Origin of the sequence: uncultured Alloprevotella sp., from assembly GCF_963536905.1 — a bacterium.
Lineage (GTDB): Bacteria > Bacteroidota > Bacteroidia > Bacteroidales > Bacteroidaceae > Alloprevotella.
Map to the genome: position 1 here is coordinate 1 of NZ_CAUTBW010000026.1, position 18,714 is coordinate 18,714.

An 18,714-nucleotide genomic window follows, 5' to 3' on the forward strand; every position below is an offset into this window, starting at 1 on the left:
ATTTCGCTAATCACCAAATTTATAGACACTTATAATTCGTCGAACTCACGTTAAAATATAGTTAGCAACACCTACTTTGTGAAAGGCACCAAAGGTATGATCTAAAGTATTTCACGTCAAAGTACAATTAACCCGAAGAAGATAGAGATAATTGTCAATATATAGAAATCGATAAATAAATCACCTTATCGATACGGAACGAGAAATTCGCCACATCGATTCGAGTATTGTAAAATTGCTAAAATAAAGAAGTATGAGAATAATAATGTCAGTAGTCTTGGCGTTTATCGCCATGTTAGCCCCCGCGCAGGAGGTGAAGATGAAGCCGCTCGCCCCCATTGAAGTTGAGGTAAGTTACGAGCTGGATCAATTATGCGATTATTCCCAACAAGTAGGTGAAAGTGATTGGCGTGAGAAATCAACATTGCTACTTGAGATCGGCAAAGGAATGGTACATAGCTATGTTGTAGAGGAACATCATAAGCTGATAGACCAATTCGTCATGCAACGCAGCAAAAACAGATGGAGAGTCACTCTTTTTAATGTTCATGCTTTGGTGGGCGAAACGTTTATGGCATATCCAAAAGTGGGAGAGTTGACCCAGGTCGTCAATTTAGATGCCGCAGGCGTGTTTCAATATGTTGAGGACATTCCGGACTTCAAGTGGAAAATACTCTCCAAGTCTAAAGTCATTATGGGCTACAACTGTCAATGTGCCACAACCACGTTTAGAGGACGTGACTATGAGGCTTGGTTTACAGCTGATATCCCACTAAGCTGTGGCCCATGGAAGTTCCATGGGTTGCCTGGACTCATTCTTGAAGTGGCAGACGTTAAGAACGAGTTCCACTTCACGGTCAATGGTATTAGTCAGATAAAGGGGGAAAAAAATATCGAGATGTTCGATGAAAAGATACGTAGCATCAAACGTAGTCGTGCTCTCAAAATGGAAACCTTATTGCATAAAAACCATGGTGCTTACGCAGCCGACTATGGCATTAACTATCGTCTTGGCGATGGCATGGAAAATGAAGAACAACCCTATTATCCTATAGAATTGGAATGATGAGAAAAGCCATCTTTATTTTGCTCTATTTTACACTTGCTACAGCCTCGTGGGCTGCCCTATCAGACTCCATTCGCGTTACAGGTCGTGTGTCTTATGCAAACGGCGATGCTGCCTATGCCATTGTAGCAGCGCTCCACCCGACAGACTCTTCTCTGATAGCTTACTGCATAACAGATGACGAGGGAAACTACAACTTGCATTTCACCACTGAAGCTAACAATATCTTAGTTCGCCTTTCAGGTTTTAATGTCAAACGGAAGATACGGAAGGTAAAGGCCGTCAGTCAGTCCCTTGATTTTACTGCCGAAGAGACCAGCATTACATTGCGTGAGGCTAATGTAAAAGCCCAAAAGCTATGGGGAAGTCGTGATACGATTAACTATCTGGTCGCATCCTATATGACTAATTACGACCGCACTATAGGGGATGTGCTGAAGCAACTGCCTGGCATAACGATTGAGGGCGGTACAATAAAATATCAGGGAACTCCCATCAATAATTTTTATGTAGAAGACATGGACATGCTGCAAGGGCGCTATAATATTATTACTGATGCGCTAAAAGCAGAGGATGTGGCCACGGTGCAAGTGCTTGAAAACCACGAGCACATCAAGTCTCTGCAAGATCAGATACGACCCGATGCGGCATCTATCAACCTCAAGCTGAAGACCAAGTCTAAGGGAGTATGGACAAAGGCTGTTGCGCTTGGAGCAGGCTATGACAACGGAATGCTGTGGAACTGCGAAGGGAATGCTATGTATTTTGGCAAGCAACGACAACATATTATCTATTATGGCGCAGACAATACAGGAAAGGGAGCCGACCGCATGTTACAACACTATGGAAGTAGTAGATTAGGAACAATTACCCTAACAGATATCATCTACCCAGGTACGTCGCCCGTAGGGTCCACTCTCTGGAACAACGAACATGCTTTTCATTCCAGCAATCTCAATCGCTTGAGTAAAACGGCACAACTCCACTACAGCCTCACCTATAATCACGACATACAGAAACAAGAATCTTATTCACAAACCACTTATCTGCTCCCTGGCAGTAATTTTCGTGTCGTTAGTGAAGACATTTCCTCCCATCTCACCACTAATAATTCTTTCGTACGACTATCATATGAGAACAATGCCCAAAGGAACTACCTCTCCAATACGCTTGACTTGTCTGGGCAATGGAGAGATGCCAACGGAGCCGTTGTGTCGAACACAAAGGAAATGCAACAACACGCCTTCAATCGCAATATTGGGGTATCCAACTATACTCGTTGGGTACACCGCACCGAAGGCGGTAACGGTGTTGAAATGACAAGCTACAACAGCGCACAAACCAATGCGCAATCGCTCACAGTTTGCGGAGGTCTTGATGCTCGCCAAGATATTGACCTCACAAGAGTAAGTACAGTCAACGAGTTCTCTCTGATAAAAGATCTTAGGAAACATCGCTGGAGTATAGTTCCCACTGCTGCCCTAAAACTCAATTATGTAGGTATGAAGCCTTTACTGCAAAGTGCTATTTCGCCCGACAATGGCGATATGCACTATTTGCGGGCAGGAGTTAATGCGAGCGCCACATTGAAGTATGTAAACAACGACTTCAGACTCTCTTTTCTCCTCCCACTCGGACTAACTCATACCCAAATAAAGGATGAGACCCACCGCACACAGTTATGTTTCACACCATTGTTTAACCTGCAGTGGAAAATCAATGACAGCTGGACAATCGCAAGCGGAGGCTCTTATGGCGTGCAACCAACTTCATGGCCACAACTCATTTCGACCTATATAATGAGTAACTACCGCACCACAAGTCGCTACTTGCCCAGTATTTCAGACAGTCATATAGGTTCAGTAAGTTCTAAACTCAGTTTCAAGGACATTATGAATAGCCTCTTTGTTTACATACAAGGGAAAGCCTCTCGCTCATGGAGCGATGTAATATATGGGACAGCCATTGATAATGATGCCCGCACCATTATGCAAGCTGAATATATGCCTCATCATGACGATAGTTACTCTACAACAGGAAATGTCAGCAAGGGATTCGATTGGAAAAAGGCACGCATAGATATCACCGCCAATTATTCCCACTATTATGGCAGTATTCTGCGCCAGGCCGTTAAAACAGATTATCACAGCAATAACTTTTCCTTTAACGTTAACACCTCTGCCGATATCCTCCAGAATTTCCGCATCAGTTACGATTGTAGCTATGCGTTCTCGCGGTCAGTGTCTGGTGATTATGCTCACAAAATCCGCACACTCGAACAAAGCCTAAATCTAAATCTGTCGCTCATTCGCAAAAGTCTGCTGATGAACATAACGGCACGCCATACGCACAATTCCGGTCTTCAGGAAAAAACGGATTATGCTTTTTTGAATTGTTCCCTCACATACCGAACAAAACGGAAGATCGAATTTATTTTAGAGGGCGACAATATATTTAATACACATACTTTTATATCGCGATCTGATACTCAATTAACCCAATATTTTGAGATATATCAACTGCGCCCCCGAAGCATCATGCTAACGGCACGCTTTAATCTTTAATCTAAAGATTATTAGGGATTTTATGGTTTATAATAAGTTCCTCAAAACGGTCATTTATACCAGCAAAAAGTTATGAAGAAATTCATGGAACCATTACACCTGCAGACGCAACAAGGGTAGTACGTCCACATTACGATTACAGTATTCCATTTAAATATAATCCTCACTATCCAGAATTTCGGCAAGGGAAATTAAGATGATCACTATCTCAAGTAAAATTACATAAATGAAAACATACTTTATTCCACAAAATGACAAGATATCATTTTGTGATAATATATTTTATTGGCTTTGGCACAATACACCCAAAAGAGGTTTTCCTGATCGTACTTTTGCTATAATAGCTGTTCTTCAATTTTCTTATATAGTGTTCTTTGTAATAATGCTATTAATTTTACTAAATATAGTAATAGAGAGAAGTATTGCTGATAGTTTTGAACTATTGAGTAGCCCATTGTTCATATTATTTGTATTTTTAATTCTTATCAATATGAAAATATACAATGAAAACAAATATGAAAAACTACAGACACACTTCAATAAACTCTCATTGAAGGAAGTGAAGATTTATAAAAAGAAATTCTTCTACAGTATGCTTATAAGCGTTATAATAATAGTCATAGAATTATTGTTTTTTTTATTATCCTCAAATCCGCAACTAAGCCCTTGAACGTCCTTATTGCGTTTACACGTCCTCTCATTACTGAATTTGCAGATAATTTGAACTTGAAGCACCCACTTCTGCCTACAATATCCCCTTACCCCACAATGTGACTTGAGGCAATACACAATATCATTCCCATAAGTTGTAGGCACTATCCAAAATCAGTCTGGAAAACATCTGCGTAAGCATTATTACAGGTATAGATATTCAGCACATACCGCCTTGATGTCCTGTTCCACTTGGCTGGTACAGAGATAAACCTGAAGACAGGACTTTAGCTTATGGTGCAAAACAGACTGGTTCTTGGTTCTGGAGAAACTATTATTTCCTTCAGATAGATAATGGTGCAAAAGTAGGCGTGCCAGGAGACAAGAAGAATGGCGGCAACTATACAAAGGTTGATTGGTGGAATCCTTGGTTAATGGTTTGGGATTAATTTAAAGATGTAACAAAATGAAGAAGATCTTCTCTTTACAATTGTATGTTTGGCTTTTTCTTACAATATTGTTTTCCCAATGTACAAAGGTTGATTTAGAGGAAGGAGTACACAAAACAACTATTCTTCGGCATAATTATATTGCAATAACCACAAAAGATGATATTCCCGGAGAAGTGGAAGTGCATTATAGTATATTGGGCAATAATGGTCAAAACGAAGTCAAAACAGAGAGGCTTTCTACTCCTTGCGTGATTGGTGGAGAGAACGTCTTGGTCGCCTATGACAGTATTGTTGGTACACATTCGGGGAAAAGCGTTTTTAGCCAGCTTACCTTGAAAAGAGACTATCAAGAAAACGGAGCGGATTTTCTTTCAATCAAAAACTTGTCTTCGACCGTCCTTGAGTATGCCGTAATCGGCAACCAGCCTCTTGTGTTCCATAACCCTGCGGATTTAAAAGAGTACCATAATTTCACCAATTTAAATGAGATAGATAAAACCAAGGTTGTAAAAGAAAGTCCAACTCCTATTAATTCAGAAGGTATTCCTGTTTTATATTTACTAAAGCCTGAACTTTCTAAAATTAACCAGTACTACATTTTGCTAAGTATTGGAGATTGTGTGAATGGGGAGCTTACAACCGTAGAAAGTACCTATGCTAAGAATATTGGCATTAAACCTACACAGTATACTATTCGAGAAATAATGAATTTCTACAAAGAGGAATATAGCCATGGCAAAACCCTATTTGCAGACTACAACGACTATGATTTAAAATGTCAAAAGTACAAAGGTCTAGCTCGTTTAGACATAAAATTTTATGGAGAAATACAACCTGAGTCTTTTGTAAGGAACTCCGGACAGATTTGGTTTATTAATACAACTTCGGGAATGAAGGGAATTGACACCTTTAAGATATTTCAATAGGAATGATACATACTAAACAGCAATAAATAAAAATGAAGATTACTAAAACACTTCTGCTCCTGCTTTTAAGCACAGTGATGTTTGCCGCCTATGCAGACAAACCGAAGAAGCAAGACCCGCTACTTACTGGCCCGTTCTTTATCCAACCCTACTTCAATGCCTTCGGTATGCGGGTGCAAGAAGTAGATACTACGGAAGCCCATCGAGGCTGTGTGGAAGTTTGGGAACATCAAAGTGCGCGAGCATACTATTTTGTCACAAAAAAGAATGCCGAAACCTCAATGGAGTACACAACGGGAAAATCAGGTTTTCGAATCGATAATATCAAATTTCATGTGTACAGAGAGTACCCCACTGTTGAAGAAACAGAGGGGTTTATGTGGAATGAAATTCCTGGCATAAGTGACAAAAATCAGAAAGCACTAAGTGCAGGAAGTCTTTCATTGGGATGGGCTGACTATGTGTTCGGACCATCACTTCTAATACCAGGCATAATAGATATTTTTCAACTAAAGCAATAAATATGAAAACATTAACTACAATAGTGCTTATGTGTTGCTGTATATTTTCAAGCTGCAAGCACGATGGCGATTTTTGCCATTATACTATAACATTCTATAACAATTCCGATAAAGAGGTTTATATATCCCCTTCTCTGGATTATCCTGATACAGTCAATGTTCCAAATTACCATGTGTTAGGTTTACCTGATATCTATAAAATAGCTCCGCACGGTTACAATAAGACTGCATTAGAAGTTCGCGATTGTTATGAAAAGACACTGAGAATCCATGAAAATGGAAAGATGGACACTCTGATGTTATTTGTTTTTGATGCTAACATATTGGAAACGAACAAAATATATGATTATAATGCTGTATTGCAAAGGATAGATGTGAATATTGAGGATTTAAGGAAATTGAATTGGATATTATCTTATCCTCGTAAATAGTCGACCCTTAAAAAGCCCATTTCACCGAGAAGTTATGCCCAAATTTCATGTGTACAGAGAGTATCCCACTGTTGAAGAAACAGAGGGCTTTATGTGGAATGAAATTCCTAAAGACTGGCAAGAAATTTCAGAAGAAGAGTATGTAGAACACACAAAGGAGAAATGTGGCCGCATGGTAGGTATATGTTCCGAAATCTATCGTTCAGATGTGAAATGCTATCGCTTGCCCAAGATAGAAGGCCGCCCTACCATCTATGCCGGTGTGTGCGTTTCTGCCTTCCCAGCAAAAAAGAAAGTGGCGGTAAGTGCCAATATCTACTACTAGGAAGATGGTGGCGCAGTGAACAAATAAAGCACGGCAAAGCTGTTCCTTTATTGATTCTCTGCATCCCCTCCAGAAAACATTGCAAAAAAACTTCAGAAGCTTCACCAAATACAGTTTTGGTGAAGCTTCTGACAATTAAGCAAAGATTTAATATATAGGGACCATGCGATGAGTTAGTGACACTTTAAGACTTGCTGAGTGGATGCTGTGCGACACCGCCGGTGTCGGAAGGGAGGGGGATCACACTACCCACGGGTTCACCCTTCGGGCATCACCCGCGGTTAAGCATAGTGTGTCCCCGCCGGGGACAGTAGGTCCACTCACTGTCGCCGGCCTCATCCCCCAGCATATCAAAACGCAGAAATCCGCCCCTAATAACTCACTCACACACATCGAAAAAACTGTACACCATCGGAGACTACTTCTCCATCCCTGCGCCATCACCACTGCCACACATCGAATGAAGTCTGTACACTATCTGCTGCACCACTGCCACTCCCCAGTACCATTACCCCCGCAGTAAAGCATAACCAACTTACGCCTCCAGCGGAGGCGCACCATGCTTAACCGCGGGTGATACCCGAGCGGAGCGAGGATGAACCCGTGGACAGCAAGCCACACTAACCTCCGACACCAGCGGTGTCGCACTGAAAGCGTGGAGGGAGTATTCTCCCTCTCTCTTCCGATAGAAAAACTCATTTTTTGTTGTCACGTTGTCACGGAGGAGGCGAATATACTGATAGAGAGGAGCTTATGCGCGTGACAACAACTTTTTTGTTGTCACACCGTTGTCACGCGTCGTCACGCCTGCAATAAATACATTATCAAGCGGTTATGCTCAAAGTGTGACAACGTGACGATGTGACAACAAAAAAACAACTTACAGAGAAGTGCCTACCTCCGTGCGTTTAGAAATACAATAAGGGCGTCGGCTGACGCAATAAGGATGTGAACTGACAGCCTTATTGTATCTTCAAACGCAATAAGGATATTTACGCTTACCTCTATGACAGACTTGCGCTGACTCCTTTCTTGAGGCTTCTGCATAGAGGCCGTGATGGACAGCCTTATTCTCCGTCTAACAAATGTTGCAAATCTTCGAGGTTTTCTACCACGGAGAGCAAGTCTTGAGGACGATCGCGGAGCATTCCTTTATGGTGGAGATCCGCTAAGAGGTCCAGCAGAGAGTTCCAAAAGCCATGGGGATTATAGAGTACTACGCGTTTGCTGGGATAGCCTATGGAGGCCATGGAAAGTGCCGTGAAAACCTCATCGAGTGTGCCCACTCCACCAGGGAGAGCTAAGAGAATGTCACTCTTCTCTATGATGATACTCTTTCTGTCGGCTAAATCGACGGTTCGGATGGTGACATCCAGCGTTTCGCTCACTAAATTCCTATTGACCACTATCTCAGGAACAACTCCAAAGATGCGGCCGCCATTTTGCTTTGTGGCCTGTGCCAATTCCTCCATGAGGCCTTTCTTCGCACCGCCATAAATGAGGGTGCGGCGGGTTCTACCAATCCATTCTCCCACTTCGCGCACGGCTTGGTGGCAAATGTCGTCGACCTGACTATTGGCCGAGAGAAACACGCCTATTTTTTCGTACTTCATCATTCAGAATATAGCGTTTCGGTTATAGCTGCACAAACTTCTTCCAGCATCTCGCCTTCGGCAGGTGTGAAGGCATTGAGCTCTTTACTATCTATGTCAAGCACGCCGACTACTTCGCCCTTGGCATTGCGCAGCGGAACGACGATTTCCGACCGCGAAAGACTGCTACAAGCTATGTGACCGGGGAAGGCCTCCACATCGGGCACAATCAGGGTCTTTGCCTGCTCCCACGCCGTACCGCAAACGCCACGCCCATGGCGGATGCGATAGCAGGCCACAGGACCTTGGAAAGGACCTAAACGGAGCTCTCCTCCACGTACCAAATAGAAACCTACCCAGAAATAACCCATTGAATCGTGCAACTCTGCGGCAACATTGGCCAATACACTCATTTCTTCCTTTTCGCCCGAAATGAGAGCACGCACTGCGCTGATGACATCTTTGTATTTTTGTTCCATATTTTCTTTTTATTGCTTTGAACCGAACGTGGCTTCAAAGCATTGACACAATAAGTGCGAAGTTAGTGAAAGCTAAGAAAACGAACGTTTTCCTCTCTCACTAACTTCGCACCTTTAAGTAATTTTCGGTCGGCGGCCTTTTGTTTATTGACAAGCAGCGATGACCTCAATCTCCACCAATCCGCCTTTGGGCAGTGTCTTAACAGCCACAGCACTGCGGGCAGGAGCTGGTGCGGTGAAGTATTCTGCATAGACCTCGTTCATAGCTGCGAAATCGCTCATATCAGCTAAGAACACCGTGGTCTTAACAACATCGGCAAGGGTCAGTCCGGCTTCAGCCAAGATACTTTTCACATTTTCCAAACTTTGGCGTGTCAGTTCGCGAATGCCGCCTTCAGCAAAATTGCCCGTAGCAGGATCGATGGGCAACTGCCCACTGATGAACAAGAAACCATTAGCAGCGATGGCTTGGCTATAAGGGCCGATGGCTGCGGGAGCTTTGGGGGATGTAATCTGGGTTTTCATAAAGAAAGAATTTAAGAGGTCTCGCTGCAGAATAGAGTTCTGCAACGAGACCTGTGATGATTATTTTAGATAGTCGTCGAAATAGCGCGTGATACGTTCGTGGAGATGAACCATATCTTTCCCCATCATGTTGTGCCCTTGACCGGGATAAGTGAAAAGATCGGGCTGTGTTCCAGCATCTTCACAAGCGCGGAGGAACGAGAGAGTGTGCTGCGGCACACAAACAGGGTCGTTGTAACCAAAGATAATCTGAAGGCGACCTTTGAGGTTCTTAGCCTTGTTGAGCAAGCTTGCTTCTTTGTAGCCCTCAGGGTTGTTTTCAGGCGTTCCCATATAGCGTTCGCCATACATTGCTTCGTAGTATTTCCAGTCGATGACAGGGCCGCCGGCAACAGCCACCTTGAACACATCTGGATAAGAGCAGATGAGGTTTGTCGTCATAAATCCACCGAAGCTCCAACCGTGCACGCCCATGCGATTAGCATCAACATAGGGCAACGACTTGAGGAAATCAACACCTTTGAGCTGATCTTTCATTTCTTCTGTGCCAAGATGGTGCCATGTAGCTGTTTCGAAAGCAAAACCGCGCTCTGAAGAGCCACGATTATCGAGCACGAAGAGCAGATAACCTTTCTGGGCCATATAGATTTCCCACGGACGAGCGGTATAGTTCCAAGATTCTTCCACATTGCGCACGCCAGGACCACCATAGACATAAACCACAGTGGGATACTTCTTTGCAGGGTCAAAACCTACGGGTTTCACCATTCGATAATAGAGGTCGGTAGTACCATCGGCGGCCTTGATAGAGCCTCCCGAAATTTCGGGCACGTTATACTCCTTCCAGGGCGTATCATCAGTGTGGAGTTTCTTTATCTTCTGCCTCGTGGTGGAGAGAAGGTCGTATTCACGGAATGTTTTGGGTGAACTCCAGCGGTCTATAAGGTATTGACCATCGGGAGATAGCGTGGCGTTGTGTACGCCCACACCGTTGTCCAGCAAAGTGCGCTTACCCGTTTCGATGTTCACACTGTAATAGTTGTGACGAATGGGCGATGATTCGGTAGATTTGATGATGACGCTCTTTGTCTTCGTGTTGAAACCAGCCAGATTGAGTACTACCCAGTTGCCTTGCGTGAGCTGCTTAATTTGACGGCCGTCGGTATCGAAGAGATAGAGATGGTTGTAGCCGGCCTTCTCGCTTTGATAGATGAATTTGCTGTTATCCCACGGCAGGAAGGTGATGCCGTGCATCGGATGAACGTATTTCTCGTTCGTCTCCGTATAGAGCACACCCTTGCGAGCACCTGTCTGCACGTCATAAGCCACGAGTTCTGCCTTGTCCTGAGTACGCGGCATCTCGATGAGATAAATCGTTTTCTCGTCGGGAGCCCAGCTCGGATTGGTGAAGTAGCGATCGGTGGGATCTCCGGCTTGCAGATAAACAGTCTTATCCGTTGCGGGATTGAAAATACCAATGGTCACTTTGTGACTGGTCATACCAGCCATGGGGTACTTTTCAGGATCATACGCTGCTATACGTTGTGAAATGTCCACCTGCGGATAGTCGGCCACCATACTTTGATCCATACGCGTGAAAGCCAGGAGTTTTCCGCTGGGACTGAAGAATGTCCCCTTAGAATAACCAAATTCATCGCGGTGTACGCTCGTACCGTAGAGCAACTCTCGCGAACCGTCAGTGCTGACAGTATGCAGGCGACCATCGGCAGTGCGGAGGTAGAGGTTATAGTCCTTTGTGTAGGCTTCGCTGCGAGATGCCGCGTTGAACTCTACATGGTCGATACCACGCTCGCGGGGCGCTTGCCAAACAATCTTTTTTGTCTTCCAGTTGTAAAGGAAATTCGTGTCGGAAGTACGGAGCAGCACTTCTGTTTTATTGCCATCGGGGAAGGAGGCATTATAGGCCGAGATTCCTTTTCCCTTTGTCGCATCGGAAATGAGGGGTTGGATTTCAGCCGTCGTAAAGAGCGGCTTTGCTGCGCCGTACAAACGAGCCGATTCCGCATCGAGCTCTACGAGTTGGTTACCCCACCAGCCCGTGTAGATATTACGGGGCATGATGTTCCAGTAGTTCTCGCCGCCCCACATAAGATCGTCGAGCGTAAAACTTTTCTTGTTTTGAGCTTGCATACTCATGGTGCAAAGTAGCGCTAAGGCCACAAGCCCCATGCGCTTCATTTTGTTCAATATTGTTATCATAGTCATTTGGGGTATTTCCCTGCTTATCACTCTCTTTTAGCTGCTGGAGAATATTCCCAAGAGGGAATACAAAGTCCTCTTTCGGCTAAATCAAAAACGGAGGATGCGGAAAGGCACATAGGCTTTGTCCGTCAACAGACAGCATGCTATGATTTTCCGTATCCTCCGTTTTCAGTATATCTTTAAGTTAAGTAGGCGTCAGAAAAGAACGCCTACATCATTCCTTTATATATGGTCTTAATATCACTTCTTATCTGTCGCCATTTGAATGACGATCGAAGTTCTTACGGACACCGAAGCTCTTACCTCCTTTGCCTCTGGGGCGATCTCCTTGTTCGTTGCGGTCGTTGAAGCGTCCACCTTTGCGCTCGCCAAAGTTGTTGCGATCGCCGAACTTGCCACCTTTGCGGTCGCCAAAGTTGCGGCGCGGGCGATCGTTTTCTCCGTCTTCTCCGCGGTGTTTGCGGCCGTAGACACGTTCAAATTCGCGGTGCTTGTTACGCAACTGCATAAACTCGCGGTCTTCTTCGGTCTGTTCGCGGCTATCGTCGTCGAAACGGCGGTGGAAATCCTCGCGGAATTGGCGTCCTTTTCGGCGCTCAGCATTGCGTTGGCGATCCTCCGAGGTTTTTAGTTCTCCGCCGGCGGCGCGGAAGTTTTCGATTTTCCCGTCAAACATTTGATATTTGCGGAACTCGCAATCCAGCGAACCGTTGTAGAGCTGAATCTTCGTACTGGGACGCAATCCGATACTATCGAAAAGTTCCTGTTTGCTACTGATAATCCACGCTTCGTTACCTTTGAACTCATGCTTAAGGCGTTCGCCGATGGCTTTGTACAGTCCCAAAATATCGGCCGGTTGCAAACGCTCACCATAAGGCGGATTGGTCACAATGATGGCCTTATTCTCTGGCTGAGTAAACTTACGGAAGTCCTGTTGGGAGAACTCTACCACATCGCTCACACCAGCTTGTTTGGCATTGGCCATAGCCCCTTCGAGAGTAGGACGATTGATGTCGTAGGCGTAAATCTTATGGTTGAATTCACGTTCAGCCGAGTCGTCGTTATATATACGATCGAGCAAATCGCGGTCAAAGTCTTTCCATTTCTCGAAGCCGAAACTCTTACGGAAGATACCAGGATAGATATTGCGCGCCATGAGAGCGGCTTCGATAGCTATAGTGCCCGAACCGCAGAAAGGGTCGATCAAGTCGCTTTCCATATCCCATCCGCTCAACTTAATGAGACCGGCTGCCAGCACTTCGTTTATCGGAGCATCACAAGAAGCCACACGATAGCCACGCAGGTGAAGACTCTCGCCACTCGCATCGAGCGAGAGCGTACATTGGTCTTCAGCGATGTGCATATTCAGCTTGATGTCGGGATTTGTCACACTAATGTTCGGACGTTTGCCCTCTTTCTCGCGAAAATAGTCCACAATGGCGTCCTTCACCTTATAAGCAACAAACTTGGAGTTGCGGAACTCCTGAGAATAGACCACCGAATCGACGGCAAAAGTAGTGTTCAAATCGAGATAGTTAGCCCATTCGATGGACTTTACTGCCTCGTAGACAGCTTCTGCATCGAGAGCCTTGAAATGCTTGATAGGTTTGAGCACCCTAATAGCTGTGCGAAGGCAGAAGTTTGCTCGATAGAGCATTTCCTTGTTTCCAGAAAACGACACCATACGACGCCCAATCTGTATGTCGTTAGCACCGAGTTCGGTGAGTTCTTGAGCCAATACTTCTTCCAGTCCTTGAAAGGTTTTGGCAATGAGTTCGAATTCTTCCATAAAGTCAGCCTCACTGTTGGAGGTTAGAAGCGTAAGTGTATGTATTTTATTGATTGAAAAAACTTTTTTATTGCGCTCAGATATAAAGAGCCATCGAATCAGGTGCCGACGTACCGCGCGTTTGCTTCATCACAGCGCCCGGTTCTACATCGTGCGTTATCCAGAGGTTACCGCCAATCACAGCCCCTTTGCCGATACGTATCCGCCCCAGTATGGTGGCGTTGGAATACACAATAACATCGTCTTCCAACACAGGGTGACGGGCCACATTCTTGATAGGATTTCCTTCTTCGTCGAGCTTAAAACTCCGTGCGCCCAGCGTGACTCCCTGATAAAGTTTCACATGCGAGCCAATGATACAAGTAGCACCGATGACAACACCCGTACCGTGGTCGATGGTGAAATAGCGTCCAATCTGTGCGGCGGGATGAATATCAATGCCTGTCTCGGAATGGGCAAGTTCTGTCATTATGCGCGGGATGAGTGGCACGTTCAAAACCTCCAATTCATGGGCGATGCGGTAGATAGTGAGTGCTTTTACGGCTGGATAACAACTGATGACTTCGCCCCAGTTCTGCGCGGCGGGGTCGCCAAGATAGGCGGCCTCAACATCAGTGGCCAACACATCGCGCACCTCGGGGAGGCGCAGCACAACGCGCTGAGCAATATCGCGCGCGTGTTCGTGGAGGTCTCCATCGCAACAATCATGGTGCGTGCGGTCTGAACAGAAACAAAGACCTGCTTCAATTTGTTCGACAAGCAAATTATAGAGTCGCTCCATATCCACGCCAATACCATATTTCACCGTATCGCGATTGATCGTTGAACGACCGTAATAACCAGGAAAAAGCACACCTCGGCAGAGGTCTATGATTTCCTGAAGAGCGGGAGTACTGGGAAGCGGATCGCCATGCCGATGCTGATGAAAGAGACCTTTCATCTGACCCACATCTGCAAGGCGCGCCACAGTTTGCTGAAACTGTTCAGTAAAATTATCCAATGTAGATTTGATCGTAGTTAATTAAACTATTGCAAAGATAATGAAATTTTGAATCTCGAAAGATATAGAAACAAAAAAGCTGAACCTCATTGAGATTCAGCCTTGTTTATCTTATGTGCGTAAGTTGCTTATGCCAATGCATTCACGTGTTTAGCAATGCCACTCTTAAGGTTGGCAGCTTTTTTCTTGTGAATAATGTTACGCTTAGCAAGCTTGTCCAGCATCTTCTGTACTTTCGGCAGAAGTTCTGTAGCAGCTGCTTTATCCGTCGTAGCGCGAAGCTTGCGAACAGCATTACGCATTGTCTTAGCGTAATAGCGGTTGTGCAATCTGCGAGTCGCCGTCTGACGAATTCTCTTAACAGATGATTTGTGGTTTGCCATTTTTATATTATTCTTTTAATTGTAGCCTATAGCAGAGTCGAACTGCTCTTTAGAGAATGAAAATCTCTCGTCCTAACCGATAGACGAATAGGCCTGCCTTGCAACGTTTGCCTTTCAAGTGCTCCCGACTGTTGTCGAATGCCCCGCGGCTTAATTGCGAGTGCAAAAGTAGGGCAAAGTTTTGAAACCACCAAACATTTCTCCTACTTTTTTCAAAATTTTTCTTCCTCCTACCCTTTTACGCTCTTTTTCGCTACTCTTACCTAACACTTTCTTTGTATTTTTGTCTCGAAAACAGAAGAGGACCTGTCCGCAGCTCTCATTGCTCAACGCTCAAACTTAACGGACCTACCAGACCGCTCTGAGAATCTCTCTCCTTAGCAAAGTGGCTCTCTCAATAATCTCACACTCCCCTCCTCTATGCATGCCATCGTACTCAATACTATTAAATATTCCGATAAAGACCTCATCGTCGAACTACTTACGGAAAAGGACGGATGCCTTTCCTTTATGCAACGCATCAATACTTCCAAACGGGCAAAGATTCGGACGGCGTGGTTTCAGCCGCTGACACGGCTCGATGTGGACTATGACGACCGACCCACACACAAGCTAAAACGCCTCACAACTGCACAACCGCTGCCGCTACTGACTATTCCCTACGAGCCGGCAAAGACGACGATGGCGCTTTTCTTAGCCGAATTTCTCCGCGTCACCATGCGGAGCGAACCGGCATCGCCACTGCTTTTCGAGTATGTTTGGAACAGCATAGAATGGTTGGACACTTGCCGAGAGTCGTTTGCCAACTTCCACCTTGTTTTCTTGCTCCACCTGGCGCGCTTCTTTGGCTTCGAGCCCAATTTGGAGGCGCCGTCGCCAAACTGCTACTTCGATCTGGAGAGCGGAACATTCACAACGGTGCGCCCGCTGCATCCCAACGTGCTCTTGCCCGAAGAGGCGCAACTGCTACCTACGTTGATGCGTATGAATCTGGCTACGATGCACCTCTTCAAACTTTCGGGCGAACAACGCTCGCAGTTGCTCCGCTTCATGAATAATTACTACAAACTACACATCCCTAACTTTGCCGAACTCAAATCGCTGAAAGTTTTGCAGGAGGTGTTTGCGTAGGTTTTCATCTCGTCTCTTCTTCCGTGTCACTATTCTTGACAGTGGCAGTTGCGCAAGGAGATGTTAAAGAAGCTTTCCTCTTCTCCGCTTCCCTGCTTTTCTTCACCATCCGAAGCAGCCAATTGCTGCTTTTGCGGGAGAAAATCTCGCAAAAGTGAGTTTCCGATGCTGATTTTCTCCGTTTTAGTCGTCATTTTCCCTATTCCGTCAGCTGGCTTCCTTATTGTGTCGGCCGACAGCCTTATTGCGTTGGAGAATATCCTTATAGGAATCATGCCTATACCCCGCGAAAGCATCTTTTTCCTTATTCTGCTCATTTTTTTATTCTGCGCTTTCTTCCACCGAAAGGCTTCGCGCTGGATTTCGCGCGATTCTCAGGGCTGTAGAATGAGAGTTTCCTTGACAAAGTAGGAGAAAACGCTTCTTCTGAAAATATTGCCCACGAATGGGCACAAAGCAGGCGAAAGTTTCACGAAGACAGAAGACGACGGTTCTATATGTCCTTAAAAACTTGCATATTAAAGTCATCGTCTGTAACTTTGGCAACAAGAAATATAACTCCTAAAAATCAGCTAACTACAAACACACTATGGCACAGCTCAAAACATGGGGTCTGCTTCTGGCTCTTGCCGTAAGCCTCACGGCTTCGGCTCGAAAAGTGAAAGTAAACGTGCAACAGCCCGGTACGCTGGAACAGCAACTGCCGACTAAAGTTCGCAAGTCGCTCACAGAGCTAACGCTCCGCGGCTCGCTCAATGGTGCCGACTGGCATTTTCTCCGCTCGCTGATGGGTATCAGTCGCGACACAACAGCCGTGGACGGAAAACTTCAGCGATTGGATCTCAGCGATGCCACGTTGCATAAAAGTACAGAAACATTTCTCTTCAATCATCAGATTAAGGCCGACTCCATCCTGCCGCAATGGGCTTTTTATCGCTGCAAGGTGGGAGAAGTTATCCTTCCGCGCGCACTTCATTTGATCGATTCCAATGCTTTCCGCGAAGCGCGCATTCGCTGCGTGGTTCTTCCCGAAAAAGTATCTATCAATGAAGATGCCTTTGCCGATTGTTCGGATCTGGAGGACATCTGTTTTCCGAAAACATTGGGTAGCTTGTCTTCAAACGCCATCGTAGGTTGCGAAAAACTACAAACAGTACGAATGAACAGCGTCCTCTTCATCAGCGGCGGTGGCTCTATCCGAGATTGTAGCAACTTGCGCAAGATTGAAATCAATGGCACACTGGGACATATAGATGGTTGGCAAACTTTCTCACAGCTCCCCAAACTCACGGAGATTGTCTTCAACGGTCCTGTGCTTTCTACAGGAGGAAGCGAAGAATGGTTGAGCCAATGCCCCGCACTTCAGCAAATCACCTTCAACGGCCCTGTACTTTCAACAGCCTTCGCGGGTATTGCTGATCTCCCCCACTTTCACAACTATGTTTCTCTCCCCAACCAAGTGTTTTTAAGCAACTCGGAATGGGTGAAAGGAATCCCCGAAAAAGGACCTTATACAGAAGAAACTTTCAAGGCTTTCCGACAATTGCAGCAGAGCTTTGAGGCCTTCCCCGACTTTCACAGTGAGAATCAAACTTTTGTTACTTCCGCCATCTTGAATAACTTTCTTGCTGTCTCTGCTATCCTACACGACAAAGCAGGCCTATTGAAATATGGACAACTCATATTAGAAAGCAGACCGAGAAAACTATATAGTCTCCTTTGTGATAGTATCTTTAACGATTTTGCAGGCCAACCCGATTTTGAGGCTCTCAAAGAAAAGTCACGGCTGTTTGGCGACTACATTTATATTCTCAAGACTTCTCCACAATACGAACGTTCGGGACAGACGCAACAGGCCTTTACCTATGCGTTCGACTCTCCCATTCTGAAAAAGGTGCGCGAAGAACTCAAGCTGGACAGTATCGCTGGCAACGGAGATGAGATTAGTCGCATCAAGCGCGTGATGTATTGGCTCCACGATGCTATCCCGCACGATGGTTCGTCCAGTTGGCCACAATGCAAGTATAACGCACTCGACCTTTTCCGCCACGCCCAGAAGAACAAGCGCGGATACAACTGCCGGTTTCTGGCAGAAATGCTAACCGACTGCTATCTGGCTCTTGGCTACCCTGCTCGCTTCATCACGTGCGAAAGTAAAGAAATAGGAGATCCCGATTGCCATGTCATAGTAATGGTATGGAGCAAGACACTCAATAAGTGGGTTTGGATGGATCCCAGCTTTGCCGCTTATGTGACGGACGAAAACGGCACATTGCTCCATCCTGGCGAAGTGCGCGAACGGCTTATTGATGGCCGCCCGCTGGTGCTCAATCCGGATGCAAACTGGAATCACAAGTCGAAACGAACCAAGGAAGAATACATTGATAGGTATATGGCCAAGAACCTTTATACCATTCAGTCGCACCTTACCAATCGACCAGAGATTGAGAATGAAGAAAATTCCTACCAAGACGTGATCACCCTCGTAGGAAAAGGTGTCACCTACAAAGGAGGTGGCCGCACCACTTCCGATGACCAATATTTCTGGCAAGCCCCAAAATTGCCGTAACAAGTACTATAATAATTAAGAAAAGAGAGAATGTTGAGCTTCCCTCCTCTATATTAACTGAGTTGTATATAAGGAACAATCATTATA

General features: G+C 45.4%; 16 protein-coding genes and 1 pseudogene. 8 read left to right on the forward strand and 9 right to left on the reverse strand.

Going from position 1 to position 18,714, the window contains the following annotated elements:
• Positions 1 to 253 precede the first annotated feature (253 nt).
• Entirely contained in the window at positions 254 to 1,066 is an 813-nt protein-coding gene (locus ABLA33_RS05905; RefSeq protein WP_347719613.1) for a GLPGLI family protein, read from the forward strand.
• Complete coding sequence (locus ABLA33_RS05910) at positions 1,063 to 3,630, forward strand: hypothetical protein (RefSeq protein ID WP_347719614.1); 2,568 nt, start codon at positions 1,063 to 1,065, stop codon at positions 3,628 to 3,630. Before ABLA33_RS05905 ends, ABLA33_RS05910 begins: the two co-directional genes overlap by 4 nt.
• A gap of 617 nt (positions 3,631 to 4,247) precedes the next feature.
• Here the strand turns inward: ABLA33_RS05910 and ABLA33_RS05915 are convergent.
• Positions 4,248 to 4,433, reverse strand: a pseudogene (locus tag ABLA33_RS05915) (hypothetical protein).
• A gap of 314 nt (positions 4,434 to 4,747) precedes the next feature.
• On the opposite strand from ABLA33_RS05915, the gene ABLA33_RS05920 reads away from it, so the two are divergent.
• Genes ABLA33_RS05920 through ABLA33_RS05935 form a run of 4 tightly spaced genes read left to right on the forward strand, consistent with a single transcriptional unit; the run spans position 4,748 to position 6,936 of the window.
• A complete protein-coding gene (locus ABLA33_RS05920) occupies positions 4,748 to 5,659 on the forward strand; it encodes a hypothetical protein (RefSeq protein WP_311490085.1) in 912 nt (303 codons plus the stop codon).
• Between the two features lie 32 nt (positions 5,660 to 5,691).
• On the forward strand, positions 5,692 to 6,180 hold the full coding sequence (locus tag ABLA33_RS05925; RefSeq protein WP_347719615.1) for a hypothetical protein: 489 nt from the start codon (positions 5,692 to 5,694) through the stop codon (positions 6,178 to 6,180).
• A gap of 2 nt (positions 6,181 to 6,182) precedes the next feature.
• The gene (locus tag ABLA33_RS05930) at positions 6,183 to 6,611 is read left to right on the forward strand and encodes a hypothetical protein (RefSeq protein WP_115084328.1); all 429 of its coding nucleotides are present in this window, start codon (positions 6,183 to 6,185) and stop codon (positions 6,609 to 6,611) included.
• A 34-nt stretch (positions 6,612 to 6,645) separates the two neighbouring features.
• Entirely contained in the window at positions 6,646 to 6,936 is a 291-nt protein-coding gene (locus ABLA33_RS05935) for a hypothetical protein (RefSeq protein WP_347719616.1), read from the forward strand.
• Between the two features lie 1,067 nt (positions 6,937 to 8,003).
• On the opposite strand, the gene ABLA33_RS05940 is transcribed toward ABLA33_RS05935, so the two are convergent.
• The 7 genes from ABLA33_RS05940 to rpsT all read right to left on the reverse strand — a co-directional run bounded on the left by ABLA33_RS05940 (position 8,004) and on the right by rpsT (position 14,927).
• The gene (locus tag ABLA33_RS05940) at positions 8,004 to 8,552 is read right to left on the reverse strand and encodes a TIGR00730 family Rossman fold protein (RefSeq protein ID WP_347719617.1); all 549 of its coding nucleotides are present in this window, start codon (positions 8,550 to 8,552) and stop codon (positions 8,004 to 8,006) included.
• On the reverse strand, positions 8,549 to 9,007 hold the full coding sequence (locus ABLA33_RS05945; RefSeq protein ID WP_315091457.1) for a GAF domain-containing protein: 459 nt from the start codon (positions 9,005 to 9,007) through the stop codon (positions 8,549 to 8,551). Before ABLA33_RS05945 ends, ABLA33_RS05940 begins: the two co-directional genes overlap by 4 nt.
• 144 nt (positions 9,008 to 9,151) lie before the next feature.
• A complete protein-coding gene (locus ABLA33_RS05950; protein ID WP_347719618.1) occupies positions 9,152 to 9,532 on the reverse strand; it encodes a RidA family protein in 381 nt (126 codons plus the stop codon).
• 60 nt (positions 9,533 to 9,592) lie between these two features.
• On the reverse strand, positions 9,593 to 11,752 hold the full coding sequence (locus ABLA33_RS05955; RefSeq protein WP_347719619.1) for a DPP IV N-terminal domain-containing protein: 2,160 nt from the start codon (positions 11,750 to 11,752) through the stop codon (positions 9,593 to 9,595).
• 250 nt (positions 11,753 to 12,002) lie between these two features.
• The gene (locus tag ABLA33_RS05960; RefSeq protein WP_347719620.1) at positions 12,003 to 13,544 is read right to left on the reverse strand and encodes a THUMP domain-containing protein; all 1,542 of its coding nucleotides are present in this window, start codon (positions 13,542 to 13,544) and stop codon (positions 12,003 to 12,005) included.
• A 76-nt stretch (positions 13,545 to 13,620) separates the two neighbouring features.
• Positions 13,621 to 14,484, reverse strand: a complete 864-nt coding sequence (locus ABLA33_RS05965; RefSeq protein ID WP_347719629.1) for a serine acetyltransferase — start codon at positions 14,482 to 14,484, stop codon at positions 13,621 to 13,623.
• 188 nt (positions 14,485 to 14,672) lie between these two features.
• A complete protein-coding gene (gene rpsT, locus ABLA33_RS05970; RefSeq protein WP_009347704.1) occupies positions 14,673 to 14,927 on the reverse strand; it encodes a 30S ribosomal protein S20 in 255 nt (84 codons plus the stop codon).
• Between the two features lie 420 nt (positions 14,928 to 15,347).
• On the opposite strand from rpsT, the gene recO reads away from it, so the two are divergent.
• Positions 15,348 to 16,058: a DNA repair protein RecO gene (gene recO, locus ABLA33_RS05975; RefSeq protein WP_347719621.1), complete on the forward strand. Its 711-nt coding sequence runs from the start codon at positions 15,348 to 15,350 to the stop codon at positions 16,056 to 16,058.
• A gap of 29 nt (positions 16,059 to 16,087) precedes the next feature.
• Here recO and ABLA33_RS05980 read toward each other — a convergent pair whose 3' ends face one another.
• A complete protein-coding gene (locus ABLA33_RS05980; RefSeq protein WP_347719622.1) occupies positions 16,088 to 16,375 on the reverse strand; it encodes a hypothetical protein in 288 nt (95 codons plus the stop codon).
• A gap of 272 nt (positions 16,376 to 16,647) precedes the next feature.
• Between ABLA33_RS05980 and ABLA33_RS05985 the strand changes: the two genes are divergently transcribed.
• Complete coding sequence (locus tag ABLA33_RS05985) at positions 16,648 to 18,627, forward strand: leucine-rich repeat protein (protein WP_347719623.1); 1,980 nt, start codon at positions 16,648 to 16,650, stop codon at positions 18,625 to 18,627.
• Positions 18,628 to 18,714 lie beyond the last annotated feature (87 nt).

What these genes read in the sequence shown, in the direction of transcription:
- ABLA33_RS05905 (WP_347719613.1), top strand. Translation starts at nt 254, where the DNA reads ATGAGAATAATAATGTCAGTAGTCTTGGCGTTTATCGCCATGTTAGCC.
- ABLA33_RS05910 (WP_347719614.1), top strand. Translation starts at nt 1,063, where the DNA reads ATGATGAGAAAAGCCATCTTTATTTTGCTCTATTTTACACTTGCTACA.
- ABLA33_RS05920 (WP_311490085.1), top strand. Translation starts at nt 4,748, where the DNA reads ATGAAGAAGATCTTCTCTTTACAATTGTATGTTTGGCTTTTTCTTACA.
- ABLA33_RS05925 (WP_347719615.1), top strand. Translation starts at nt 5,692, where the DNA reads ATGAAGATTACTAAAACACTTCTGCTCCTGCTTTTAAGCACAGTGATG.
- ABLA33_RS05930 (WP_115084328.1), top strand. Translation starts at nt 6,183, where the DNA reads ATGAAAACATTAACTACAATAGTGCTTATGTGTTGCTGTATATTTTCA.
- ABLA33_RS05935 (WP_347719616.1), top strand. Translation starts at nt 6,646, where the DNA reads ATGCCCAAATTTCATGTGTACAGAGAGTATCCCACTGTTGAAGAAACA.
- ABLA33_RS05940 (WP_347719617.1), bottom strand. Translation starts at nt 8,552, where the DNA reads ATGATGAAGTACGAAAAAATAGGCGTGTTTCTCTCGGCCAATAGTCAG.
- ABLA33_RS05945 (WP_315091457.1), bottom strand. Translation starts at nt 9,007, where the DNA reads ATGGAACAAAAATACAAAGATGTCATCAGCGCAGTGCGTGCTCTCATT.
- ABLA33_RS05950 (WP_347719618.1), bottom strand. Translation starts at nt 9,532, where the DNA reads ATGAAAACCCAGATTACATCCCCCAAAGCTCCCGCAGCCATCGGCCCT.
- ABLA33_RS05955 (WP_347719619.1), bottom strand. Translation starts at nt 11,752, where the DNA reads ATGATAACAATATTGAACAAAATGAAGCGCATGGGGCTTGTGGCCTTA.
- ABLA33_RS05960 (WP_347719620.1), bottom strand. Translation starts at nt 13,544, where the DNA reads ATGGAAGAATTCGAACTCATTGCCAAAACCTTTCAAGGACTGGAAGAA.
- ABLA33_RS05965 (WP_347719629.1), bottom strand. Translation starts at nt 14,484, where the DNA reads ATGAAAGGTCTCTTTCATCAGCATCGGCATGGCGATCCGCTTCCCAGT.
- rpsT (WP_009347704.1), bottom strand. Translation starts at nt 14,927, where the DNA reads ATGGCAAACCACAAATCATCTGTTAAGAGAATTCGTCAGACGGCGACT.
- recO (WP_347719621.1), top strand. Translation starts at nt 15,348, where the DNA reads ATGCATGCCATCGTACTCAATACTATTAAATATTCCGATAAAGACCTC.
- ABLA33_RS05980 (WP_347719622.1), bottom strand. Translation starts at nt 16,375, where the DNA reads ATGAGCAGAATAAGGAAAAAGATGCTTTCGCGGGGTATAGGCATGATT.
- ABLA33_RS05985 (WP_347719623.1), top strand. Translation starts at nt 16,648, where the DNA reads ATGGCACAGCTCAAAACATGGGGTCTGCTTCTGGCTCTTGCCGTAAGC.